Here is a 22,212-nt window from a genome sequence, read left to right as displayed (position 1 = left end):
GTGGCGGTCTGCGGCGGGCACGTGCACACCCCGACGCTAGCGCCGCCGACGGCTCCGCGCCGACGGACCCTCGTCACCGCCGTCGGCACCGAGCCACGGCGTCAGGACAGGACGCGCAGCCGGATCGTCTGCGGCATGGTCGCGAGCGACGCGCACACGTCCTCGGGCAGGCCGGAGCCGACGTCGGTCACGACGTAGCCGAGCTCGCCGCGCGTCGAGAGCAGCTGCGCCTCGATGTTGACGTCGTGCTCCGCGAGCAGCCGGTTGATCCCCGCGAGCACACCTGGGGTGTTGCGGTGCAGGTGCACCAGTCGGTGGGATCCGGTGCGCGCGTCGAGCGCGAGGTTCGGCAGGTTGACGCTCAGGGTGGTCGAGCCGTGCGACACGTAGTCGCGGAGCTTGTTGGAGACGAAGTGCCCGATCGCCTCCTGCGCCTCCTCGGTGGAACCCCCGATGTGCGGGGTGAGGATGACGTTGGGCAGGCCGCGCAGGTCCGACTCGAAGGCGTCGCCGCGGCGCTTGGGCTCCTCGGGGAACACGTCCACGGCGGCACCGGCGACGTGACCCGACAGGACGTGGTCGCGCAGCGCCGCGTAGTCGACGACGAACCCGCGCGAGAGGTTGAGGAAGATCGCGCCCTGCTTCATCCGCGCGAACTGCTCGGCCCCGAACATGCCGGCGTTGCCGCCGCGGCCGTCGACGTGCAGCGTCACGACGTCCGCGGTGGAGAGGAGCTCGTCGAGGGAGTGCAGGCGGCGCGCGTTGCCGAGGGCGAGCCGCTCGGCCGAGTCGTAGAACACGACCGACATGCCGAGCGCCTCGGCGAGCACGGACAGCTGCGTCCCGATGTTGCCGTAGCCGACGATGCCGAGCGTGCGGCCCCTGACCTCGTGGGCACCCTCGGCCGACTTGTCCCACACGCCCTCGTGGAGCGCCCGGTCGCGCTCGGTGAGCCGACGCGTCAGCGCGATGATCTCGGCGAGCGTCAGCTCGACCACCGACCGCGTGTTCGAGAACGGTGCGTTGAAGGCCGCGACGCCGTGCCGTGCTGCAGCGCCGAGGTCGATCTGGTTGGTCCCGATGCAGTACGCGCCCACCGCGAGAAGGTCGGGCGCCGCGGCGATCACGCGCTCGGTGACCTGGGTCTTCGAGCGGATGCCGAGCAGGTGGACGCCCTGCAGCGCGTCGACCAGCTCGTCCTCGTCGAGCGCCCCCGTGCGTGCCGTGACCTCGACGCCGTCGGAGCGCAGGATGGACGTCGCGACGGGGTGGAGGCTCTCCAGGAGCAGGGCGCGCAGCACGGGGCCATGGTGGACCGCGCGGGGCCCCTCGACCAAAGCGGTACCGACAGGCGGGACGTGGCCCCCGCCTGCGAGACTGCCGTCGTGGGCACGGACGCGCGCGACGACCGACGGTCGCGCCGTGTCCTGCGCCAGATGGACCGCGCAGCCCGCCGCTCCACCCGACGTGCCGCCCGCGGTCCTCGCCTGACGTCGCGCGCCGTCGGTGCGCTCGCGCTGCTCGGCGTCGTCGCGGGCGGCGCGCACGCCGCGGGGGTCGACGTCCCGGGCGTCGGCTCGCTGTGGGCCCCGCGCGCGTACGTCGAGGTCGAGGGTCGGACGATCGCGGTGCCGAGGCCGGAGCCGGCAGGCGGTCGCCTGCGTCCGGAGGTCGCCGTGACCACGTCCGGGCAGCACGCGTTCCTGCACGTGGCCGCGGACGGCACACCCGTCGGGTACGACCCCTGCCGACCGGTCCGCTACGTGGTGCAGTCGGCGGGGGAGCCGGTCGGGGTCCGCGACCTCGTCCACGAGGCCGCGGCGGTCGTGGCGGGTGCGACCGGCCTGGACCTCGTGTTCGCCGGCGAGACGGACGAGGTGCCCGCCGTCGACCGCGCCCTGATCCAGCCGGACCGGTACGGCGACGGCTGGGCACCGGTGCTCGTCGGCTGGGCGGACGAGGAGTCGGTGGTCGAGCTCGCGGGTCAGGTCGCGGGTGTGGGCGGATCCGCGGCGGTGCCGGGGTCCGACGGCTCGGGGACGTGGCTCGCCGCAGGCCGGGTCGTGCTCGACGCCCCGGACGTCACCGCGATGCTCGGTCAGCCGGACGGGCGGGCCCGCGTCCGCGCGATCCTCGTGCACGAGCTCGCGCACGTCGTGGGCCTCGACCACGTGGACGACCAGGGTGAGCTCATGCACCCGACGACGTCCGCGCGCGTCGACCTCGGTCCGGGGGACCTGCAGGGGCTCGCGCTCGTCGGCCGCGCGGCGTGCGAGTGACGTCCGGCCGGGACCGGTGCCGCCCGCGGACACCGGTCAGGAGCCGTCGTCCTCCATGCCGGCCGGGAGCGCGCTGCTCGTCACGACGTGCAGCGTGCGCGTCGGCCGCGTCATCGCGACGTAGAGGTCGGCCGCCGACGCCTTGCCCACGAGCGCGGGCTCGACGAGCACGACGGCGTCGAACTCGAGCCCCTTCGTCTCGCGCGGGGTGAGCACGGCGACGTGCGCGTCGAGGACGCTCGGGCCGGCGGGCACGAGGTGGTCGGCGACCGACGACGCGGCGAGCGCCCGGGCCAGACGTGGCACGTCGTCGTCGGCGGCGACGACGGCGACCCGGCCCGCCTCGGCGTCGCCCCCGTCGAGCAGCCCGAGGTCGGCGAGCGACGAGTGCGTCGCCGCGACGACCGCCTCCTCGACGGCGTCCTCGGCGACGTGGTGGACGCGCAGGGCGTCCGGCACGTCGCGCGCCGACGTCAGGGGCGACGCGGGCAGCTGGTGAGCGCGGGCGACGCGCTGGGCCGCCTCGGCGACGGACGCGGGCGTGCGGTAGTTGACGGTGAGCTCGGCGAGCCGCCACGACCCGCGCAGCACGGGGTCCAGGGTCGCGGCCCAGCTCCGGGTGCCCGCACCGCTCGTGGTCTGCGCGACGTCGCCGACGATCGTCATCGACCGGGTCGGGCAGCGGCGCAGCAGCATGCGCCATGCCATCGCCGAGAGCTCCTGGGCCTCGTCGACCACCACGTGGCCGTACGTCCACGTCCGGTCCGACGCCGCACGCTCCGCGGTCGTGAGCACCGGGCCGCCCGACGCGAAGCGCTCGGCGAGCGCCTCCGCGGAGACCAGGCCGCCGCCGGCCCCGCTCGACCGCAGCACCTGACGCGCGTAGTCGAGCTCCTCCTGGCGGCGCCGGGCGTCCGCGGCCGCCTGCGCGCGCTCGGCCTGGTCGTCCTCGCCCAGGAGCTCGGCGGCCTCGTCCAGCAGCGGGACGTCGGCGGGCGTCCAGGGGGCGCCCGGCTCGCGCAGCAGCAGCCTCCGATCGCGCGCGGAGAGCTCGGGGGCGGCGGCCTCGAGCCGGGCCGGCCTGGTCAGGAGGTCCTCGACGAGCCGCTGGGGCGTGAGCGGCATCCAGGCGAGGTTGAGGGCGATCCGGATCTCGCGCGTCGTCCGCAGCTCCTCGAGCACCTCGGCCCGGTCCTCGGGCGGGACCGCGAAGCCCAGCTGCTGCACGTACTGCTCGGCGAGCCGCTGGAGCATCTCGCGCACGAAGACGACGCGCGCCAGGTTGTGCGGCCGTCCCGTGCGACGCGCCTTGGCGCGTGCGTCGACGACGTCCCTGGGCCGGACGACGACGACCTTGCCGTCGACCCGCACGCTCGTCTCGTGGTCCGGGACGCGCTGGCGGAGCCGGACGGCCCGCGCGACGACGCGCGCCATCACCGCGCGCCCCTTGACCTCGGCCGTCGCGTCGTCCTCGGTGCCGTCGGCGACCACTCCCGGGTGGAGCCCGGCGACGGTCGAGGTCACCACACCGGTCTCGCCGAGGGAGGGGAGCACCTGGTCGATGTAGCGCAGGAAGGTCCGGCTCGGCCCGACCACGAGCACGCCCGAGCGCTCGAGCGTGCTGCGGTGCGCGTAGAGCAGGTACGCGGCGCGGTGCAGCGCGACCGCCGTCTTGCCCGTGCCGGGGCCGCCCTGGACGACGAGCGCCCCGGCGAGGTCTCCGCGGATGACGGCGTCCTGCTCGGCCTGGATCGTCGCGACGATGTCGCCCATGCGACCGGTCCGGGCGCCCGCGAGCGACGCGAGCAGCGCACCCGTCCCGGCGACCTCGCTCGTCCGCCCGTCCTCCTGCGACCACGCGTCGAGGTCGAGCACCTCGTCCTCGAGCGCGGTCACGGTCCGGCCGCGCGTCACGAGCTGACGGCGTCGCACGACCCCGTCCGGGTGGGCGGAGGTCGCGCGGTAGAACGCCTGGGCGGCGGGCGCACGCCAGTCGGTGAGCAGCGACGTGTGGTCCTCGTCCGTCAGGCCGATGCGACCGATGTACCGGGTCGTGCCCTCGACGAGGTCAAGGCGGCCGAAGCACAGCCGCTGCTCGACGCCCTCGAGCTGCGCGAGGCGGTTTTCGTAGAGCGTCGCGAAGGCGTCCCGCTCCGACCGGTTCTGCGGCGAGCCGGACGGCCCCACGCGCCGCGTGCGCGCCAGCCGGGCGCGGGTCTGCTCGCGCAGGAGGTCGAGCCGGGCGTACCGGAGGTCCACGGCGGCCTGCTCCTCGCGGACCTGGTCCTGCCTGTCTGACACTGGGCCCCCTGGGACGTGGTGGCGACGCACGAGCGCGAACGACGGCCGTCCATTATCAGCCCTGGCGGGCGCCTCCGGTGACGCTCGGGAGGCCGACCGCGCGGACCCCACTAGGATCGTCGTCGCTGCCGTGCGCCGTGCACGAGGCAGCCGAAGGGGCTGAGTGTGCTGACTGACGAGCTTGACCCGCGTGCACTGCGGGTCCTCCTGGTGGAGGACGACGACGGTGACGCCGTCCTCGTGGAGGAGCTCTTCGCCGACGCCAACCTCGACGTGGACCTGCGGCGTGCCCGGAGCCTGGAGGCCGCGGCCGACATGCTCGACGTCGACTGCGTCCTGCTGGACCTGGGGCTTCCCGACGCCGCGGGGATCCCGGCGCTCGAGAAGATCCTCGCGTCACCGCGCACGCCCGCCGTCGTCGTCCTGACCGGCATGAGCGAGTCCGGCGCGGGTCTGCGCGCCGTCGCCGCAGGCGCGCAGGACTACCTCGTCAAGGGCGACGTCAGCCCCGAGCTGCTCGCGCGCGCCGTCCGGTACGCGATCCAGCGCCGGCACGCCGAGATCCAGGAGCGCGACCTCTACCGCGCGCAGGTGCGGGCGTCGGAGACGAGCCGGCTCGAGCGTGGGCTCCTGCCGACGCCGCTGGTCGCCGACGGCGCGCTCGAGGTGCTCGTCGGGTACCGCGCGGGGCGCGACGGGCTCCTGGGCGGGGACTTCTACGACGTGGTCGAGCGGCCCGACGGCTCGGTCGCCGCGGTCGTGGGCGACGTGGCCGGGCACGGGCCGGACGAGGCGGCCCTCGGCGCGACGCTGCGCACGGCGTGGCGGACCTCGGTGCTGGCGGGCCTGCCCGCGGAGCAGGTCCTCGACGTCACCGAGCAGATCCTCGCGGCCGAGCGCGGTCGCCCCGAGATCTTCGCGACCGCGGTGATGGTCGTCGTGAACCCCGAGCGCACCGCGCTCGACCTGTTCCTGTGCGGCCACCCGACGCCCTTCCTGCTCGGGCCGCCCACCACGTCGCTGCCGTCGGACCGTCGCGGGCGCGCGCTCGGCATCCCGGTGCTCGGCGGCTGGACGTCGCAGCGCGTCGAGCTGCCGGAGCGGTGGCGGATCATCCTCTTCACGGACGGTGTCCTCGAGACGACGATCGACACGCGCGGTGCGCGCCTCGGCGAGGAGGGCCTCCAGGTCCTCATGGACGACCAGCTACGGGTCGAGGCGGACCAGTCGCCCGACGCACGCCGGCGGACGTTCGTCGAGCTCGTGCTCGAGGCGGTCCGCGCGCGGCACGGGGGCGACCTCGTCGACGACACCGCGCTGGTCGTGCTGGGCTGGGGTGGTGGGGCGGCATGAGCACGACGCCGACGCACGCCGCCCGCACCCCGCACCGCCCTGCCCGCACCGAACCGGGATCGGCCGCGTCGCTGCGCGGGCGACTGCGCGTCGCCCTGCTCGTGGGGGGCGCCGTGCTCGCCGTGGTCGTCACGGTGATGACGGTCGCGTTCGGGCAGATGTCCCGGGCCCAGCGCGACATCACGACCGTCTTCTACACCGCCGTGACCCAGGGGAGCGCGTCGTACCTCGCGCTCGTCGACGCGGAGACCGCGGTGCGCGGCTACGCGCTCACGGGCGACGAGGTCACCCTCGAGCCGTTCGTGCGTCTCCTCGAGGGCGACGGGCACCAGCCCCCCGACGTCGCCGGCATCGACGTCGAGGAGCTCCTCGCCGACCGCTTCGGCGAGGACTACCCCCCGCTCGGGACCCGGGAGCGCGCCGGGGAGGCCGCGCGGCGCTGGTACGAGGACTTCGCCGGGCCGGTGATCGAGCAGGTGCGCGCCGAGGGGCCAGGGAGCGTCTCCACCCAGGAGATCGAGACCGGCCGACTCATGTTCGACGACGTGCGCGTGTCGGCCGAGGAGTACCTCGAGCAGATCCGTGCCGACCGGCAGGACGCCGTCGCCGAGTTCCACGGGTGGCGTGACGCGGTCGCCGCTGCGATGGCGGTCCTCGCGGTCGCCGCCGTCGTCGTCGGCTCGCTGCTGTGGGTCCTGCTGCGCCGCTGGATCACCGACCCGCTCGACCGGCTCGCCGCCGACGCGCGCCGCGTGGCGGACGGCGACCTCGACCACGTCGTCGTGCCCGTCGGCTCGGCCGAGGTCGAGCAGGTCGCCGCAGACGTCGAGGCGATGCGCTCGCGGCTTGCGCTCCTGGTCGCCGAGGCGACCGCGGCCCGCGCCGAGATCGAGCGCTCGCACGAGCAGCTCCAGGGGCAGGCCGAGGACCTGCGCCGGTCCAACCGCGACCTCGAGCAGTTCGCCTACGTCGCCTCGCACGACCTGCAGGAGCCGCTGCGCAAGGTCGCGAGCTTCACCCAGCTGCTCGCGAAGCGCTACGAGGGCCAGCTGGACGAGCGGGCCGACCAGTACATCGCCTTCGCCGTCGACGGCGCCAAGCGCATGCAGCGGCTCATCAACGACCTGCTGAGCTTCTCGCGGGTCGGGCGCATCGGCGGCGAGCTGTCGGACGTCGACATGGGCGCGGTGCTGGACCGCGTGACGGAGGTGCTCGACGAGGTCGTCGAGAGCACCGGTGCGACCGTCGAGGGTGTCGACCTGCCGACCGTCCGCGGCGAGGAGCCGCTGCTCGTCCAGCTCGTGCAGAACCTCGTCGTCAACGCGCTGAAGTTCCGCCACCCCGACCGCGCCCCGCACGTGCGCATCACCGCGGAGCGCGTCGCGGACCGCTGGCGGTTCGCATGCTCCGACAACGGCATCGGCATCGACCCGCAGTACGCCGAGCGGGTGTTCGTGATCTTCCAGCGGCTGCACCCCAAGGACGTCTACGAGGGGACGGGCATCGGGCTCGCCCTCTGCAAGAAGATCGTCGAGTACCACGGCGGGCACATCTGGATCGACACCGACGTCACCGAGGGGACGACCATCCGCTGGGAGCTCCCGGCCGACCCGACCGTGCGGGGCTCGTCCGCGGGCTCCGAGTCGGACGCCGACGACGCCGGCAGCTCCGCGACCCCGCCGACGCAGGAACGTACCGACGCTCCCGCGGGGGCGTACACCGAGGCGCGCACCGCGCCGACCGAGGCGTCGGCGCGCCCCGCGCACGCCACGACCGAGCCCGTCGCCGCGGGTGACAGGAAGGACGACTGACATGGCCGACCAGGCACCCATCGACGTTCTGCTCGTGGAGGACGACCCGGGCGACGTCCTCATGACGCGCGAGGCGTTCGAGGAGAACAAGGTCGCGAACCGGCTCGCGGTGGTCAGCGACGGCGCCGAGGCCATGGAGTACCTGCGCCAGGAGGGCCGCTACGCCGACGCGCCCACCCCGGACCTCGTGCTGCTCGACCTCAACCTGCCGAGGATGGACGGACGCGAGGTGCTCGCGGCCATGAAGACGGACGAGAAGCTGCGGAGCATCCCCGTCGTCGTCCTCACGACCTCCGAGGCGGAGGAGGACGTGCTGCGCAGCTACTCGCTGCACGCCAACGCCTACGTGACCAAGCCGGTCGACTTCTCGCGCTTCATCGAGGTCGTGCGGCAGATCGACGACTTCTTCGTCTCCGTGGTGCGCCTGCCGCGTCACTGATCCACCCGGACGACGGGGGCGCCCCGGCCGCGACGGGGCGTCGCGCCGTCGCGGAGCCGGAGGGGCGGGAATGCGGGGTCTGGCGGTGACGTTCCCTTCGCAGGACAGTCCCCCGACATCGGAGGAGCGATGGACGACCTGAGCACGATCGTCACGGTCGACGAGGACGTCGCGCGCGAGCTCGCGACGCGCACGGGAGACGGGCCCGGTCCCGTCCTGGTGCACGTCGTCCGCGGGTTCGTGGACGCGGGCAACGCCGGCCAGGGCATCGCCGAGCACCTCGTCGAGCACCTGCAGACCCAGCGCCTCGCGACGTTCGACGTGGACCTGCTGCTCGACTACCGGTCGCGGCGACCGGCGATGACCTTCGACGGCGACCACTGGGCGGGGTACGAGGAGCCCGAGCTGCGTGTCGACGTGGTCCGCGACGGTGAGGACGTGCCGTTCCTGCTGCTCCACGGGACCGAGCCCGACGTGCAGTGGGAGCGGTACGTGGCCGCGGTGCGGTCGCTCGTCGAGCGCTTCGCCGTTCCGCTCACCGTGGGCGTGCACGGCATCCCCATGGGCGTGCCGCACACCCGGCCGCTCGGGGTGACGGCGCACGCGACGCGGTCGGACCTCGTCGCCGACCACACGTCGTGGTTCGGCACGGTCCAGGTCCCCGCGAGCGTCAGCGCGCTGCTGGAGTACCGGCTCGGCCAGTCCGGCCACGACGCGATGGGCTTCGCGGTCCACGTGCCGCACTACCTCGCGCAGTCGCCGTTCCCGCGCGCTTCGCAGGTGGCGCTCGAGCACGTCGAGCGGGCAACGGGTCTCGAGCTCGGCTCCGCGGCGCTCGAGGCACCGGCGCGTGAGGCGCTCGCCGAGGTCGAGCGCCAGGTGGCGGGATCGACCGAGGTCGAGGCCGTCGTACGGGCGCTCGAGGAGCAGTACGACTCGTTCGCGCGTGCGATCGAGCGGCCGAACCTTCTGGCCGACCAGCGCGACCTGCCCACGGCCGACGAGATCGGCGCCGAGTTCGAGCGCTTCCTGGCGCAGCAGCAGGGCGGCGACGGACCCGAGCGGTGACGCGAGCGGGTCGCCCCCGCGGCCGCCCACCCGCATCGTGGGGACGCGCGGCGGCGCGGGCCCCGGTCGTCTGGGGCGTCTCGCTCGTCGCGTACGTCGTCGCCGTCCTGCACCGCACCTCGCTCGGCGTGGCCGGGGTCGACGCCGTCGAGCGCTTCGACGTCACCGCGACCGTGCTGTCGACATTCGTCGTCGTGCAGGTCGCGGTCTACGCGGCGCTCCAGGTGCCGATGGGCCTCCTGCTCGACCGTCTCGGCTCCCGCAGGCTCGTCGCCGGGGGAGCCCTGCTCATGGCGTCCGGTCAGCTGCTGCTCGCCTTCGCGACCGACCTCGGGCCCGCCTACGTCGCGCGGGTCCTCATCGGCGCGGGGGACGCCGCGACGTTCATCTCGGTGCTGCGGCTCGTCGCGGTGTGGTTCCCCGCGCGACGCGTCCCGCTCTACACCCAGCTCACCGGGCTCGTCGGGCAGCTCGGGCAGGTCGCCGCGGCGATCCCCCTCGCGGGTGTGCTGCACCTGGCGGGGTGGACCTCGGCGTTCGTCGGGATGGGTGCGGTCGGCGTCCTCGCCGCGGTCGGGGTGGCCGTGGCGGTCCGGGACCGCCCTCCCGGTGCCGAGGCGCCGCCCGTGCCGCGCGGCCTCGCGGCGCCCCTGCGCGAGGTGCTGGGCACACCCGGGACGTGGCTCGGCTTCTGGTCGCACGCCGTGACGCAGTTCTCCACGACGGTGTTCGTGCTCCTGTGGGGCTTCCCCTTCCTCACGGTCGCGCAGGGCAGGACCCCCGCCGAGGCGGGAACCCTGCTGACGCTCAACGTGGTCGCGGCGATGCTCGCGGGTCCCGTCATCGGCGTCCTCACCGGGCGCCACCCGCTGCGCCGCTCGTGGATGGTCCTCGCGATCGCCGTCGCCGTGGCGATGGCGTGGGCGGCGGTCCTCGTGCACCCGGGCCCGAGCCCGCTGTGGCTCCTCGCGCTGTTCGTCGTCGTGCTCGGCGTCGGTGGTCCCGGGTCGGCGATCGGGTTCGACTACGCCCGGACGTCCAACGCGTCGCACCGGCTCGGCACGGCGACCGGCGTGGTGAACGTGGGCGGCTTCTCCACGGCGGTCGTCTCGATCCTCGTCGTCGGTGTCGTCCTCGACCTGGCCGAGGCCGGCGGCGCCGTCGCGCTGTCCCTCGACGCGTTCCGGCCCGCGTTCGGGGCGCTCGCGCTGCCGTGGCTCGTGGGCGTCGTCGGCGTGCTCGTGTCGCGTCGCCGGACGCGGCGGGCGATGGCTGCGGCCGGTGTGGTGGTGCCCCCGCTGCGGGAGGCGCTCGCCCGGCGGCGCGGCACCGGCGCACGGTCCGGGCTGCGGCGCTCGTCCGGGTGAACGCCCTGCTCGCAGGCGTGGCGACCGGGTGATCGGCCCGTCGAGGACTATGGCGCCGCGGGAGTGTTGCGTGCCACACTACGGCCGTTGCATGACGGACGAACGCATGACCCAGGGCTCTGCCCTCGTCAGTACCTGGCCCGCCGGGGCAGGACGTCGGACGCGGAGTGCGACAGGACGACCGGGCACAGGGCACGGTCACGACGTCCCCGGACGGACAGAAGGACAGGACGAGCATGGCGCAGGGTGCTGTGAAGTGGTTCAACGCTGAGAAGGGCTACGGCTTCATCGCCCAGGACGGCGGCGGTGCCGATGTCTTCGTGCACTACTCGGCGATCGAGACGCAGGGCTACAAGACGCTCGAGGAGGCCCAGCGGGTCGAGTTCGAGATCACCCAGGGCCCCAAGGGCCCGCAGGCCGAGAAGGTCCGCCCGCTCTGACCGGACGCACCTGACCACGACGGAGGCCGCACCCCATCGGGGTGCGGCCTCCGTCGTCTGCGGTCTCCGTCGTCGTGCGGTCAGCAGGTCACGCCGTCCGGGTGCTGCGGTCCGCGTGCGGTCGGCTCGGGCGCGGGCGGGTCGAGGCGGACGCGCGCACGGCCGACGAACGCCCGCAGCGCGTCGCCCGCGAGCAGCGTCGCGGGGACCGCGAGCGTCCGGAGCGCGCGTGCGGTCGCCGCGCCGTCGAGCGCCGGCCGTGCTCCGTCGCGTGGCGGCTGCGTGGCGAGGGCGTCGGAGCCGTCCGTGGGACGGCCGTGCCCTGCGCCGTGCGGCACCTGGGGGCGGACGGTCGCCCCGACGACGAGGTTCCCGTACCGACGTCCCTTGAGCTGACCCGGCTCGGCGACCAGGACGACGTCCATGACGGAGCCGGCTGTCGCGAGCTCCTCCCGCACCAGGGCGAGGGGTGGCCGGTCGGCGCAGTTGGCGAGGTAGAGGCCTCCCGGCCGCAGCACGCGCGCCACCTCCTCGACGAACTCGCGCGTCGTGAGGTGCTCGGGTGTGGAGTCGTGCGCGAACACGTCGCGGACGACGAGGTCGGCCGACGCGGCCGGCAGGCGGGAGAGCACCTCCCTCGCCTCGCCCGCGCGCAGCCGCAGCGCTGGTGAGCGGGGGAGCGCGAACCACTCGCGGACGAGCGCGAGCAGGCGTGCGTCGACGTCGACCGCGAGCTGGCGCGACCCCGGCCGCGTCGCCTCGACCCACCGGGGGAAGGTGCAGGCCGCGGCGCCGAGGTGGACCGCGTCGAGCGGACCGGGCGCCAGCGCGTCGACGAGGACCGCCATGTGCTGCATGTACTCGAACTCGAGGTAGGTGGGGTCGTCCAGGTCCAGGTGGGAGCTCGGGACGCCGTTGACGAGGACCGTCACCGACGACGGGTGCGAGCGGTCGGTCGAGAGCTCGACGGTCCCGGTGTCGGTCGCGACCGGGCCGACGGGCAGGGGCGCGCGCGCGGTGCGGCCGGGACGTCGGTCGGCGCGGTGGTGTCGGTGCACGGTCGTACGGTAGCGGGGACTTGACGACGTTCGAACAGGTGTTCGATGATGAGGCGAGGAGGTGGTGGCGGTGCTCGCAGCGACGACGGGGACGGCCGGGACGCCGGCGGGCCGGACGACGACGCGCAGCGGACTGCGCTCGGTGGGCGGTGCGCCCTCGCGGCACGGTGCCGGGCGCACGCAGGTGCCGGCCTCGGTCGAGGCGCTCCTGCGACGCAGTGACGAGGAGCTCGTCGCCGCCCAGCTGTCGCCCGAGCCGGCCGCGCGGTTCGTCCACGCGCACCTGGCCGCGCTCCGCGCCGGTGCCGCGGTGCTCGAGCTCGCCCCCCGTCCTGCGCGCCGCACGAGGCCGCGACCCGTGTGGGAGCTCGTCGCCGACGCGGCCCCCGAGCTCGCGGCGCAGGCCGCCTGGTTCGCGGGCGGCGCGGCGCTGCGCGCGGCGGTCGAGGCGGGACGTGCGGACGACGTTCCTGACGAGCGTGCCGACACCGCGGTCGCCGCCGCCGAGGCGTTCCAGGACGCCGTGCGGGGAGTCGTCGCGGCATGGTCGGGTGCGGACCGCGTCCCCCGCGCGTCCTGACGGCAGGATGGGCGCATGAGCCGCCGACCCCCCGTCCGCGTCCGACGGGACTGGGGCGACGACGACGACGGCTGCACGATCCTCCACGTCGACATGGACGCGTTCTTCGCGTCCGTCGAGCTCGCGCGACGGCCGCACCTGCGGGGGCGCCCGGTCGTGGTCGGCGGCGAGGGGAGGTCCGTGGTCCTCGCGGCGACGTACGAGGCGCGCGCGTTCGGCGTCCACTCCGCGATGCCCATGGCGCAGGCCCGGCGGCTCTGCCCGCAGGCGGTGGTCGTCCCGCCCGACCACGACGCCTATCGCGCCGCCTCGCGCGTCGTCATGGGCGTGCTGCGGGACGTGACGGCCGTCGTGGAGCAGGTGAGCGTGGACGAGGCCTTCCTCGACGTGTCGGGTGCCCGACGGCGCCTCGGCCGCCCGGCGGCGATCGCCGACCTCGTGCGTCGCCGCGTGCTCGAGGAGCTCGACCTCACGTGCTCGGTGGGGATCGCGTCCACGAAGTTCGTCGCGAAGCTCGCGTCGGGCCTGGCGAAACCCGACGGCGTGCTGCTCGTCCCGCGGGCGGCCGCGGTCGAGCTGCTCCACTCGCTGCCCGTGGAGTCGCTGTGGGGCGTGGGGGACAGGACTCGGGAGGCCCTCGCCCGGTGGGGCATCACCTCCGTGCGGCAGCTGGCCGAGGCGGACGTCGCGACCCTGGCGCGGGCCGCCGGACGGGTGTCCGGCGCCCACCTGCACGACCTGGCCTGGGGTCGCGACCCTCGGCCGGTGGTCCCCGAGCGCGTCGAGAAGAGCATCGGCGCGGAGGTCACGCTCCCGCACGACACGGACGACCTCGCACGGCTCGACGCGCACCTGCTGTCGCTCGCCGACCGGTGCGCGGCGCAGCTCCGATCGCGCGGCCTCGTCGCGCGGACCGTGTCGCTCAAGGTCCGCACCGAGGACTTCACGACCTCGACCCGGTCCCGGACGCTGCCCGTCCCCACGGACGTCGCGCGCGAGCTCCACCTCGTGGGCCGCGAGCTCCTCGCGTCGGCCGACCTGCGCGGGCAACGGGTCCGGCTCGTCGGCGTCCGGGCCGAGGGGCTGGCGGTGCGGTCGGCGCGACAGGTCACCCTCGAGGAGGCGGTCGACGACGCACCCGCGGCACGTCGGCGGGCCGAGGTCGCCATGGACGCGGTCCGCGAGCGGTTCGGCGCCGCCGCCCTCGGGCCTGCGGCGCTGGTCGGACCGTCGCGACCCGCCGTCGCCGACCCGGCCACCGGCCACCGGACAGGCCGCCTCGGTGAGGGCGCCGGCCCCACCGACGACGCGGATCTCCCGGCCGCCCGCACCGCGGCGCGGCCGCGTGGGGCACACGACCGGGTGGCCGGACCCCGCTCAACTACCACATCGCAGGAACGGGACCTATCCTGAGGTGGTCCCCGTCCCCACCGGCAGCACGGAGGTAGTGATGCCTCTGTCCGAGTACGAGCAGCGCGTACTGGAACAGATGGAGCGGCAGCTCTCGTCTGACGACCCGAAGCTGGTCAACACGTTCCAGGGGCGCGCCTCGAGCGGGCTTCGTCGGTGGGTGCTGGTCGGGCTCGGCGCCGTCGTCGGCCTGACCGTCCTGGTCGTCGGCGCCGCCACGAGCAACCCGATCGTGGGCGTCCTCGGCTTCATCGTCATGTTCGTGTCCGCGGTGCTCGCGTTCAGCCCGCCGCGTCGCTCGGGGCCGACGGGTGTCGTCGGGCCCGATGGCACCGTGCGCCGACCGGGGACGGCGCCGAAGCCCTCGCGCAACCAGTCCTTCGTGCAGCGCATGGAGGCGCGGTGGGAACGCCGTCGGGACGAGCGCGGACGCTGACGCCGCCGAGGACGGGCGAGCGGGACGAGCGCCGGCGCTGACGTCCCCGAGGACGTGCGGACTCGCCCGCGGCCCCGCCACCGCGTGAGTGGACGGCCTCGTGGCTGGGGCGCGCGTGTCGCACGAGCTGCGGACCATTGCCCTGTGAGCGCACGTCCGGACGTGTGTGCTCCGCGTGACGCACCTGAGGTGCGGACGGTCCGCCCCGCGTGACGCAGGTCCGGACGGGTCAGGCAGGCCCTCGCGGGGCTCCCGCGCCGACGGTCTCGGCACGGTCCTCGCCGGCCACGAGCGGTGAGATCACGTCCGTGACCCATTCGTCGAGCGTCCGGGCGTCCCACGACGGCGGCTCGGGGGCCCACCGCGCGCTCTCCACCGCGGCGACGAGCCCGCGCAGCGCCTCCTCGGCCTCGGGGCCCGCGCGGTCGGCCCAGGCGGTCCGCACGACGGCGGCCGCCTGGCGGGGTGTCGTCGCGTCGCTCCATGTGACCCCCGCCGCGGCGCACCGCGCACGCAGACGCTCCCACGCGGGTTCCGGCCCGACGGGCTCGGGCCCCGCGGACCGGCGGCCGACCGTCAACGCACCTGCGACGGTGCCGACGGCGAGCAGCCCCGCGACGACGAGCACCAGGACGAGCGGGACCCGTGCGCCGCCGAGGGCCACCTCACCCTGCTGCACCGGGGCTCGGCTCGGGGCGACCGACGGCGTCACGGGCGCGCCCGGCGTCGCGCCGGCCGTCGGGAGCTGCGGCTCCGCGGTCTGGAACTCCCCGGCGAGAGGGTCGGCGTACGCCGGCGGGGCCCCGGTCTGGACCGCGGGGGTCGGCTCGAACCGCACCCAGCCGGCGCCCTCGAACCACACCTCGGGCCAGGTGTGCGCGAGCCGTCCGGTGACCACGTAACGGCCGCGCTCGCCCGTCGAGGCGCGCCCGGGCAGGAAGCCGACACCCATGCGCGTGGGCAGACCGAGGTGGCGTGCCATCACGGTGAACGCGGTCGCGTACTGCACGCAGTAGCCGGTCCGCGCGGTGAGGAAGTCCCACACGGCGTCGTCGGTCACGGGCTCCGGGACGTCGGTGTCGTAGCGGAAGAGCGAGCCGTCGCGGAGGTAGGTCTGCAGCGCCACCGCGCGGTCGTAGTCGGTCTGCGCCTGCGCGGTGACCTCGCGCGCGACGGCCGCGACGTCGTCGGCGAAGGACGTCGACGGGAGGAGGAGGTACTCGGACGCACCGCCGACGGGTGCGGCGCCGTCGGTCTGGAGCGCCTCCTCGCTGAGGTCGCGCTGCGCGGTCACGACCTCGTACGTGAGGCCGCGCGTCGTCGTGCCCTCGGCCGACACCTCGTCACGCACGGGGTCGTACGACCAGTCGTCGCCGTCCAGCTCGACCGACCTCGGTTCGATGGGCAGCGGGAGGCGGTCCTGGTCGAGGGCGCCCACCTCGACGCGGACGACCGAGAGCCGGTCGTCCTCCTGGGCCTGCTCGAGGACGTCGCGTCCACGGCCGTCGGGCCACAGCGGCCCCTCGGCGTCACGCGCGTCACCCGCGCCGCGTTCGCCGAGCCAGCGCACGCCGTCGAACGTCGTCAGGGTGTAGAGGCGCAGCGGTCCCGGCGCCGGCCCGTCCACGGTGTAGGCCAGCACGGGCCGGTCGGAGCGGTCCCCGAGGCTCTCGCGCATGTCGAGGTCCACCGACAGCTCGACGGGTCCGGTGCCCGACGTCCCCTCGCCCCACGTCGTGGGCAGGTCGAGCGTCCCCCAGAAGGGCAGCGCCGCGGCCGTCGGCGCGACGACGAGGGCTGCGACGGTGACCACGGCCGCCGTGCCGGCGACCAGCACGCCGTCGCCCGCGGCGTCGCCGCGGGCGCGGTGCCGGACGGGACGGGTCAGGGCGAGCAGCACGAGGTACGACGTGCCGCCGAGGAGGAGCGCGACGAAGGACGGCCGCTCCTCGAACACGAGGACGACCGACCAGATGCCGGCGAGCGGGAGGCCTGCGAGGCCGGCACGGCCGAGCCCGACGGCGAGCGCGTCGGCGACCAGGAACGCCGCGAGCGCACCGGCCACGACGAGCAGCTCGACCCCGCGCGTCGGCGGGACGGGGATGTAGCCCGCGCCGATCTCCTGGGCGCCCGAGGCGACGACCCGCTGGAGGGTGCGGACCGTCTCGAGCGTGGGCAGCGGGAGCGTCAGTCGGCCGGGTCCGGCGAAGAGCGCGGGCACCGCGACGAGCGCCGCCCCGGTGCCCCAGGCCGTCGGTGCGAGCCGGGACCGGGTGAGCGCGCGCGCGACGGCGGTCGTCAGGGCCACGGCGAGCACCGTGACGACGGTCGTCCGGAACCAGTCGCCCGGCTGGACGAGCGGTCGGATCGTCGAGGCGCCGCTCAGCACTCCGACGGCGACGACCCCGCACGCGACCCACGCGCGTGCCCCCGAGGGTGCGGTCCGCGGGCTCACCTCGCCACCACCACGCGGTCGTCGGCGGTGAGGAGACGTTGCCAGCACGTGGCGACGTCCTCGCCCGGCCGGACGAGGCACACGGTCCACCCGGCGCGGCGCAGGCGCTCGGCCGTGCGCTGCGCGTCGGGCGACGCGACGGCCTCACCGGTCTCGGAGGTGCGCACCATGGCCCAGCCGTGGGTCACCTCACCGGTCCGCGCGAGCGAGGCCAGGACGCCCGGCTCGAGCTCGCCCACGACCGCGAACACCAGCTCGGCGCCGCCCCCGTCGGCGTGGAGAGTGTCGACCGCGGTCGCGAGCCAGCTGAGCCGTTGGCCGGGGGAGTGCGGCATCGACAGGTCGACGGTCTGGTCGAGGAGGCTCTCGGCGGCCGCGGTGCCCGTCCCGGCACGATGGTGGTCGGGCACGACGCCGAGGACGTCGCCCCCGAGCAGCCGGACGTGGTGGCCCGCCTCCGCGAGGCCGACCGCGACGGACGCCGCGACGCGGATCGACCACTCGCCGGTCGGGCCGTGCTGCGGCAGGTCGAGCACGACGGTCGCCGGCCGGCGCCCCGAGCGCTCGTCCTGGCGGACGACGAGCTGGCCGCGGCGTGCGCTGCTGCGCCAGTGCACGCGCCGCAGGTCGTCGCCCGAGCGGTAGTCGCGCAGCGACGTGTCGTCGGCCGCGGGGCTCCGAGCGCCCAGCGCCGCCCGGTCCACGTCGCTCGCGAGCGCGGAGGACGACAGCGCGAGCCGGCTGATCGCGGGCCGGACGGCGACGAGCGCGGGCTCCCCGACCGGGCCCGACCAGTGGGCGACGCCGAAGAGGTCCTCGCGGCTGAGCTGGACCGGTCCGACCGGCCAGCGGCCGCGCCGGACCGGCGTGATCGGGTAGTCCAGGCGCAGCCGCTCCCGTGAGCGGCGGACCCTCGCGCGCAGCGGGCCGCCGTCGGACAGCTCGCGCGAGGCCCGCTCCGCGATGGTGAGGCGGTCCACGCGGGGTGCGGTGCGCCCCGAGCGCGTCGCGAGCAGCTCGACCTCGACCGTGGCGGCCGAGCCCTCCTCGACCGGGTGGGGGAGGATCCGACGCGTGAGCGTCAGCCCGCCGCGGGCGTGGTGCCGCGCGGTGAGGACGAGCAGTGCCGTGCTGACCCCGACCGTGAGCAGCAGGAGCGCCCCGACCTGGACCAGCGCCGTCACGCCGGCGAGGACGCCGAGGACGAGGAGCCCCACGCCACCGCCGAGGAGCCCGAGCCCGCGCGGCGTGAGCCGCGTGGCACGCGCGGCCATCAGCCCGTCGCGCGGCGACCCGGGAGGGCGTCGCGTGCGGTCCCGGTGACCCGCGTGCGCCCGACGACGGCTCGCAGGGTGTCCGCGACGCTGTGCCCCGACAGGCGGGCCTCGGTGCTGGGCAGGAGCCGGTGGGCCAGGACCGGCTCGGCGAGCTCCTGGACGTCGTCGGGCAGGACGTGGTCGCGGCCTGCCGCGGCGGCGAAGGCCTTGGCCGCGCGCAGCAGCTGGATCGCGGCACGCGGCGACGCACCGAGGCGCAGCATCGGGTCGTTGCGGGTGCCGTCGGCGAGGTCGACGACGTACTGCTTGACGCTGGGAGCGGCGTAGAGCCGGCGCGACACGTCGATCATCCGCTGCACGTGCGCGATGCCCGCGACCGGCTCGAGGTGGCCGAGGGGGTCCGCCGCCTCCTGGCGCTCGAGCATCTCGACCTCCGCCTCGCGTGAGGGGTACCCGACGCTGAGCCGGGCCATGAACCGGTCGCGCTGGGCCTCGGGGAGCGCGTAGGTGCCCTCCATCTCCACCGGGTTCTGCGTCGCGACGACGAGGAACGGCCGGGGGAGCGCGTAGGTGGTGCCGTCGACCGTGGTCTGCGCCTCCTGCATGCACTCGAGCAGCGCGGACTGGGTCTTGGGCGACGCGCGGTTGATCTCGTCGCCGATGACGACGTTCGCGAACACGGGTCCGGGGCGGAACTCGAACTCGTGCAGCTCGGCGCGGTAGATCGTGACGCCGGTCAGGTCCGTCGGCAGCAGGTCGGGCGTGAACTGGATCCGGCCCACCGTGCAGTCGACCGACCGGGCGAGGGCCTTGGCGAGGGTGGTCTTCCCGACGCCGGGCACGTCCTCGACGAGCAGGTGCCCCTCCGCCATGAGGACGGTGACGGTCAGGCGCACGAGGTCCGGCCGGCCGGAGATGACCGTCTCCATGGCCGCGCGGATCGCGGCGGCCGTCTCCGCCACGTCGTCGATCTCCTCGCGCGTGGGCAGGGCGTGGACCATGGTCACCTCTTCGTCGCCGGTGGCACGAGCCTAGGTGACCGAGCACCTCGCGTGCGACGACGCAGCGGTCCCCGCGTCGGTGACCTCGAGGTACCCCGTCGGCGTGCACCCGGGCGGCGCACCCGTGCGCGTCCTCCGACCGCGGAGCGACCCGCCGCTCGGCGCGCGGAGGGCCCTTCGGAGTGCACCCGCGCCGTCCTCCACATCCCTCCACCGTGCGCGCACGGGCGCGTCCGGTGGCCCCGGCGGGTCGCGTCGGGCGACGCCGCGACCAGGCCCCGACCAGGCCCCGACCTCACTCCGACCAGGCCCCGACAGGCCCCGACCTCACTCCGACCAGGCCCTTCGCTCGTCGCCCCGCACACGTCGTCGCCTGGACGGCGCAGCCACCGCCTCTCGGACGCCTCGGGACGGGCTGCGTCGTCACGGACCCGGCGCGCCATGCCCTCCACTCCGCCCCACCCGCTCTGACCTGCGGCGTCGCAGGCGAACGGGTGAAAACAGGGGCTGCCTCCCTCGCCAGGTGGAGGAGTGTGGAGTAAAGTGGGGGGCACTGGTGAGTCGTGGGCTCGCCGCGGTCGGAAGGGGACGGGGGTGCTCGATGTCCGTCGACGTGACCGGCTCGGGCGCGTACAGCCCGTTCCTGGGCACGTACACGCCGCGGCTGGACGACAAGGGGCGGCTGATCCTCCCCGCGAAGTTCCGGCCGCAGCTGTCGACGGGCCTCGTCATGACGCGGGGGCAGGAGCGCTGCCTCTTCGTCTTCCCGGTCACGGAGTTCCAGCGCATGCACGAGCAGATCCGGCAGGCGCCGGTGACGAGCAAGCAGGCGCGGGACTACCTGCGCGTCTTCCTCTCGGGCGCGCACGACGAGGTGCCCGACAAGCAGGGCCGGCTCTCGATCCCCGCACCGCTGCGTGCGTACGCCGGCCTCGACCGCGACGTCGCCGTCATCGGGGCGGGGACGCGCGTCGAGATCTGGGACGCGGCCGCCTGGGAGACGTACCTGGAGGAGCAGATCACCGCGTACTCCGACACCGCCGAGGAGGTGTTTCCCGGCGCCTTCTGACGCGGCGGCGCACGCCCCCGCACGGCGAGGTCTCTCCCCGCCCGCTCCGACGCACTTCCCCGGCGTCCGAGGGGCCGCGGAGGGAGACCTGGCCGGGCGGTGGAGGGCCGCCCGGCCGACGACGAGGACGACCGCACCCGACCGCACCCGTCCGCGGGTACGGGTGAGCACGACCAGACCAGCACGAGCGTGACCGGGACGAGCGGACCGGCACGACGACACCGCACCAGGGAGGTGACATGGCAGAGGACGTCCGTCCAGCGGCCGAGCGGCACGTCCCCGTGCTCCTCGACCGGTGCGTCGAGCTCCTCGAGCCCGCCGTGGCGCAGCCCGGCGCCGTGCTCGTCGACGCGACCCTGGGGATGGGTGGGCACAGCGAGGCGCTCCTCGAGCGGTTCCCCTCGCTGCGCGTCGTCGGCCTGGACCGGGACCCGGACGCGCTGCGCCTCGCGGGTGCCCGGCTCGAGCGCTTCGGTGACCGCTTCACGCCCGTGCGCTGCGTGTACGACGCCGTGGGCGAGGTCGTCGACCGGCTCGCGGACGGTGCGGTGCAGGGCGTGCTCATGGACCTCGGCGTCTCCTCCCTCCAGCTCGACGAGGTGGAGCGCGGTTTCTCGTACGCGCACGACGCGCCGCTCGACATGCGGATGGACCCGTCGGGCGGCCAGACGGCGGCCGACGTGCTCGCGACCTACGACGAGGCGCAGATCGCGCGCGTCCTGCGCGAGTACGGCGAGGAGCGCTTCGCGCACCGGATCGCGCAGCGGGTCGTCCGCCTGCGCGCCGACCACCCGCTCACCCGGACCTCCGAGCTGGTCGACGTCGTGCGCGCGGCGATCCCCGCGGCCGCCCGTGCCACGGGGGGGAACCCCGCCAAGCGCACGTTCCAGGCGCTGCGCATCGAGGTGAACGGCGAGCTCGCCGCGCTCGAGCGCGCGCTGCCGGCCGCGGTCGAGAGCCTCGCGGTCGGCGGCCGCATCGTCGTCATGGCGTACCAGTCGCTCGAGGACCGCCTGGTCAAGCGCACGCTCGCCGTCGGCGCCACCACGAGCGCCCCTGCGGGCCTCCCGGTGGTCCCCGAGACCCACGAGCCGTTCCTGCGGCTCCTGACGCGTGGCGCCGAGCGGGCGTCGCAGGAGGAGCAAGCCGTGAACCCACGCTCGACGCCCGTACGGCTGCGCGCCGCCGAGCGCCTCCGGCCCACGCCCGCCCACCTGCGCGGGTGGGCCGCATGAGCGCCGTCGCCGCGGCGCGGACCCGACCCGTCGGGACCGCTCAGGCGGCACCGCTGCGCAGCCCGGCGGCACCCGCGCCCCAGCCGGCACCCCGGCCGCGCCTGCGCGTCGTCGCACCGCCCGCGCACGCGCGGACGCGGACGCCGTTCGTCGTGCTGTGCATGGGCCTGCTCGGGGCGGCGCTCCTCGGCACGCTCCTGCTCAACACGTCGATGGCGCAGGGCGAGTACGACCGGTTCGCCCTCCAGCGCGACCTCGCGCAGTCCGCCCAGGAGCAGCAGCGACTGCTCACGGAGCTCGAGCACGTCAGCTCGCCCGCGCAGATCGCCGACGCCGCGCAGCGCCTCGGCATGGTGCCCTCGACGGGCGGCGGCTACCTCCGCCTGTCGGACGGCGCGGTCCTCGGCAACCCGACCCCCGCGGGCGGATGAGCCACGACCCGCGCCGTGGGGTCGACGCGCGGGGTCGGACGAGTGAGACGGCCCCGGCGCGTCGCACCACCCAGGCGGCCCGTCCCCGGGGGACCATCGGTCGCGTGCCACCTCGTCCCGGACCCGCGCCCCGTGCGGCCGGACCCTCGCGCGCCGCGGCCCGGACCGAGGGCACGGGCCGTGCCGAGCAGGCGACGCGCGT

19 protein-coding genes are annotated in these 22,212 nt (G+C 75.3%); 13 read left to right on the top strand and 6 right to left on the bottom strand.

Annotated features, from left to right (window positions below; genetic code table 11):
- Positions 1 to 101: 101 nt before the first annotated feature.
- Positions 102 to 1,301: a phosphoglycerate dehydrogenase gene (gene serA, locus IEV86_RS03745; protein ID WP_043603091.1), complete on the bottom strand. Its 1,200-nt coding sequence runs from the start codon at positions 1,299 to 1,301 to the stop codon at positions 102 to 104.
- Between the two features lie 84 nt (positions 1,302 to 1,385).
- On the opposite strand from serA, the gene IEV86_RS03740 reads away from it, so the two are divergent.
- Positions 1,386 to 2,279, top strand: a complete 894-nt coding sequence (locus tag IEV86_RS03740) for a matrixin family metalloprotease (RefSeq protein ID WP_052425871.1) — start codon at positions 1,386 to 1,388, stop codon at positions 2,277 to 2,279.
- A 36-nt stretch (positions 2,280 to 2,315) separates the two neighbouring features.
- On the opposite strand, the gene IEV86_RS03735 is transcribed toward IEV86_RS03740, so the two are convergent.
- Positions 2,316 to 4,580 carry a HelD family protein gene (locus tag IEV86_RS03735; RefSeq protein ID WP_043603088.1) on the bottom strand — a complete coding sequence of 755 codons (2,265 nt, stop codon included), beginning with the start codon at positions 4,578 to 4,580 and terminating at the stop codon, positions 2,316 to 2,318.
- Between the two features lie 165 nt (positions 4,581 to 4,745).
- Here IEV86_RS03735 and IEV86_RS03730 point away from each other — a divergent pair, with 165 nt between their 5' ends.
- From IEV86_RS03730 to IEV86_RS03705, 6 genes are all read left to right on the top strand, one after another.
- Positions 4,746 to 5,933, top strand: coding sequence for a PP2C family protein-serine/threonine phosphatase (locus IEV86_RS03730; RefSeq protein ID WP_052425870.1), 1,188 nt, complete (start codon positions 4,746 to 4,748; stop codon positions 5,931 to 5,933).
- Positions 5,930 to 7,744: a sensor histidine kinase gene (locus tag IEV86_RS03725; protein ID WP_081978493.1), complete on the top strand. Its 1,815-nt coding sequence runs from the start codon at positions 5,930 to 5,932 to the stop codon at positions 7,742 to 7,744. The genes IEV86_RS03730 and IEV86_RS03725 overlap by 4 nt, the downstream gene beginning before the upstream one ends.
- Before the next feature lies 1 nt (position 7,745).
- Complete coding sequence (locus tag IEV86_RS03720; protein ID WP_043603081.1) at positions 7,746 to 8,183, top strand: response regulator; 438 nt, start codon at positions 7,746 to 7,748, stop codon at positions 8,181 to 8,183.
- 129 nt (positions 8,184 to 8,312) lie between these two features.
- Entirely contained in the window at positions 8,313 to 9,251 is a 939-nt protein-coding gene (locus tag IEV86_RS03715; RefSeq protein ID WP_043603078.1) for a proteasome assembly chaperone family protein, read from the top strand.
- Positions 9,248 to 10,618, top strand: coding sequence for an MFS transporter (locus IEV86_RS03710; RefSeq protein ID WP_043603072.1), 1,371 nt, complete (start codon positions 9,248 to 9,250; stop codon positions 10,616 to 10,618). The genes IEV86_RS03715 and IEV86_RS03710 overlap by 4 nt, the downstream gene beginning before the upstream one ends.
- Positions 10,619 to 10,854: 236 nt before the next feature.
- The gene (locus tag IEV86_RS03705) at positions 10,855 to 11,058 is read left to right on the top strand and encodes a cold-shock protein (RefSeq protein WP_043603067.1); all 204 of its coding nucleotides are present in this window, start codon (positions 10,855 to 10,857) and stop codon (positions 11,056 to 11,058) included.
- Between the two features lie 80 nt (positions 11,059 to 11,138).
- Here IEV86_RS03705 and IEV86_RS03700 read toward each other — a convergent pair whose 3' ends face one another.
- Entirely contained in the window at positions 11,139 to 12,116 is a 978-nt protein-coding gene (locus tag IEV86_RS03700) for a spermidine synthase (protein WP_081978492.1), read from the bottom strand.
- A 70-nt stretch (positions 12,117 to 12,186) separates the two neighbouring features.
- Here IEV86_RS03700 and IEV86_RS03695 point away from each other — a divergent pair, with 70 nt between their 5' ends.
- Genes IEV86_RS03695 through IEV86_RS03685 form a run of 3 tightly spaced genes read left to right on the top strand, consistent with a single transcriptional unit; the run spans position 12,187 to position 14,542 of the window.
- Positions 12,187 to 12,696 carry an SAV_6107 family HEPN domain-containing protein gene (locus tag IEV86_RS03695; RefSeq protein ID WP_229734454.1) on the top strand — a complete coding sequence of 170 codons (510 nt, stop codon included), beginning with the start codon at positions 12,187 to 12,189 and terminating at the stop codon, positions 12,694 to 12,696.
- A gap of 15 nt (positions 12,697 to 12,711) precedes the next feature.
- Positions 12,712 to 14,109, top strand: a complete 1,398-nt coding sequence (gene dinB / locus IEV86_RS03690; RefSeq protein WP_081978491.1) for a DNA polymerase IV — start codon at positions 12,712 to 12,714, stop codon at positions 14,107 to 14,109.
- Between the two features lie 37 nt (positions 14,110 to 14,146).
- Positions 14,147 to 14,542 carry an SCO2097 family morphological protein gene (locus IEV86_RS03685; RefSeq protein WP_043603064.1) on the top strand — a complete coding sequence of 132 codons (396 nt, stop codon included), beginning with the start codon at positions 14,147 to 14,149 and terminating at the stop codon, positions 14,540 to 14,542.
- A 229-nt stretch (positions 14,543 to 14,771) separates the two neighbouring features.
- On the opposite strand, the gene IEV86_RS03680 is transcribed toward IEV86_RS03685, so the two are convergent.
- The 3 genes from IEV86_RS03680 to IEV86_RS03670 are packed head-to-tail and all read right to left on the bottom strand — an operon-like array spanning position 14,772 to position 19,275.
- A complete protein-coding gene (locus IEV86_RS03680) occupies positions 14,772 to 16,997 on the bottom strand; it encodes a transglutaminase TgpA family protein (RefSeq protein WP_043603061.1) in 2,226 nt (741 codons plus the stop codon).
- Positions 16,994 to 18,271, bottom strand: a complete 1,278-nt coding sequence (locus IEV86_RS03675; RefSeq protein WP_043603058.1) for a DUF58 domain-containing protein — start codon at positions 18,269 to 18,271, stop codon at positions 16,994 to 16,996. The genes IEV86_RS03680 and IEV86_RS03675 overlap by 4 nt, the downstream gene beginning before the upstream one ends.
- The gene (locus tag IEV86_RS03670) at positions 18,271 to 19,275 is read right to left on the bottom strand and encodes an AAA family ATPase (protein ID WP_043603156.1); all 1,005 of its coding nucleotides are present in this window, start codon (positions 19,273 to 19,275) and stop codon (positions 18,271 to 18,273) included. Before IEV86_RS03670 ends, IEV86_RS03675 begins: the two co-directional genes overlap by 1 nt.
- A 601-nt stretch (positions 19,276 to 19,876) precedes the next feature.
- On the opposite strand from IEV86_RS03670, the gene mraZ reads away from it, so the two are divergent.
- The 3 genes from mraZ (at position 19,877) to ftsL (ending at position 22,010) form a co-directional block, all read left to right on the top strand.
- Entirely contained in the window at positions 19,877 to 20,344 is a 468-nt protein-coding gene (mraZ, locus tag IEV86_RS03665) for a division/cell wall cluster transcriptional repressor MraZ (protein WP_043603055.1), read from the top strand.
- 239 nt (positions 20,345 to 20,583) lie between these two features.
- Positions 20,584 to 21,579, top strand: coding sequence for a 16S rRNA (cytosine(1402)-N(4))-methyltransferase RsmH (rsmH, locus tag IEV86_RS03660; protein WP_043603052.1), 996 nt, complete (start codon positions 20,584 to 20,586; stop codon positions 21,577 to 21,579).
- A complete protein-coding gene (gene ftsL, locus IEV86_RS03655; RefSeq protein WP_043603155.1) occupies positions 21,576 to 22,010 on the top strand; it encodes a cell division protein FtsL in 435 nt (144 codons plus the stop codon). The genes rsmH and ftsL overlap by 4 nt, the downstream gene beginning before the upstream one ends.
- Positions 22,011 to 22,212: the final 202 nt, after the last annotated feature.

This window comes from Cellulomonas carbonis (assembly GCF_014636275.1).
Classification (GTDB): Bacteria; Actinomycetota; Actinomycetes; order Actinomycetales; family Cellulomonadaceae; genus Actinotalea; species Actinotalea carbonis.
This window is presented reverse-complemented; position numbering and strand designations above follow the sequence as displayed.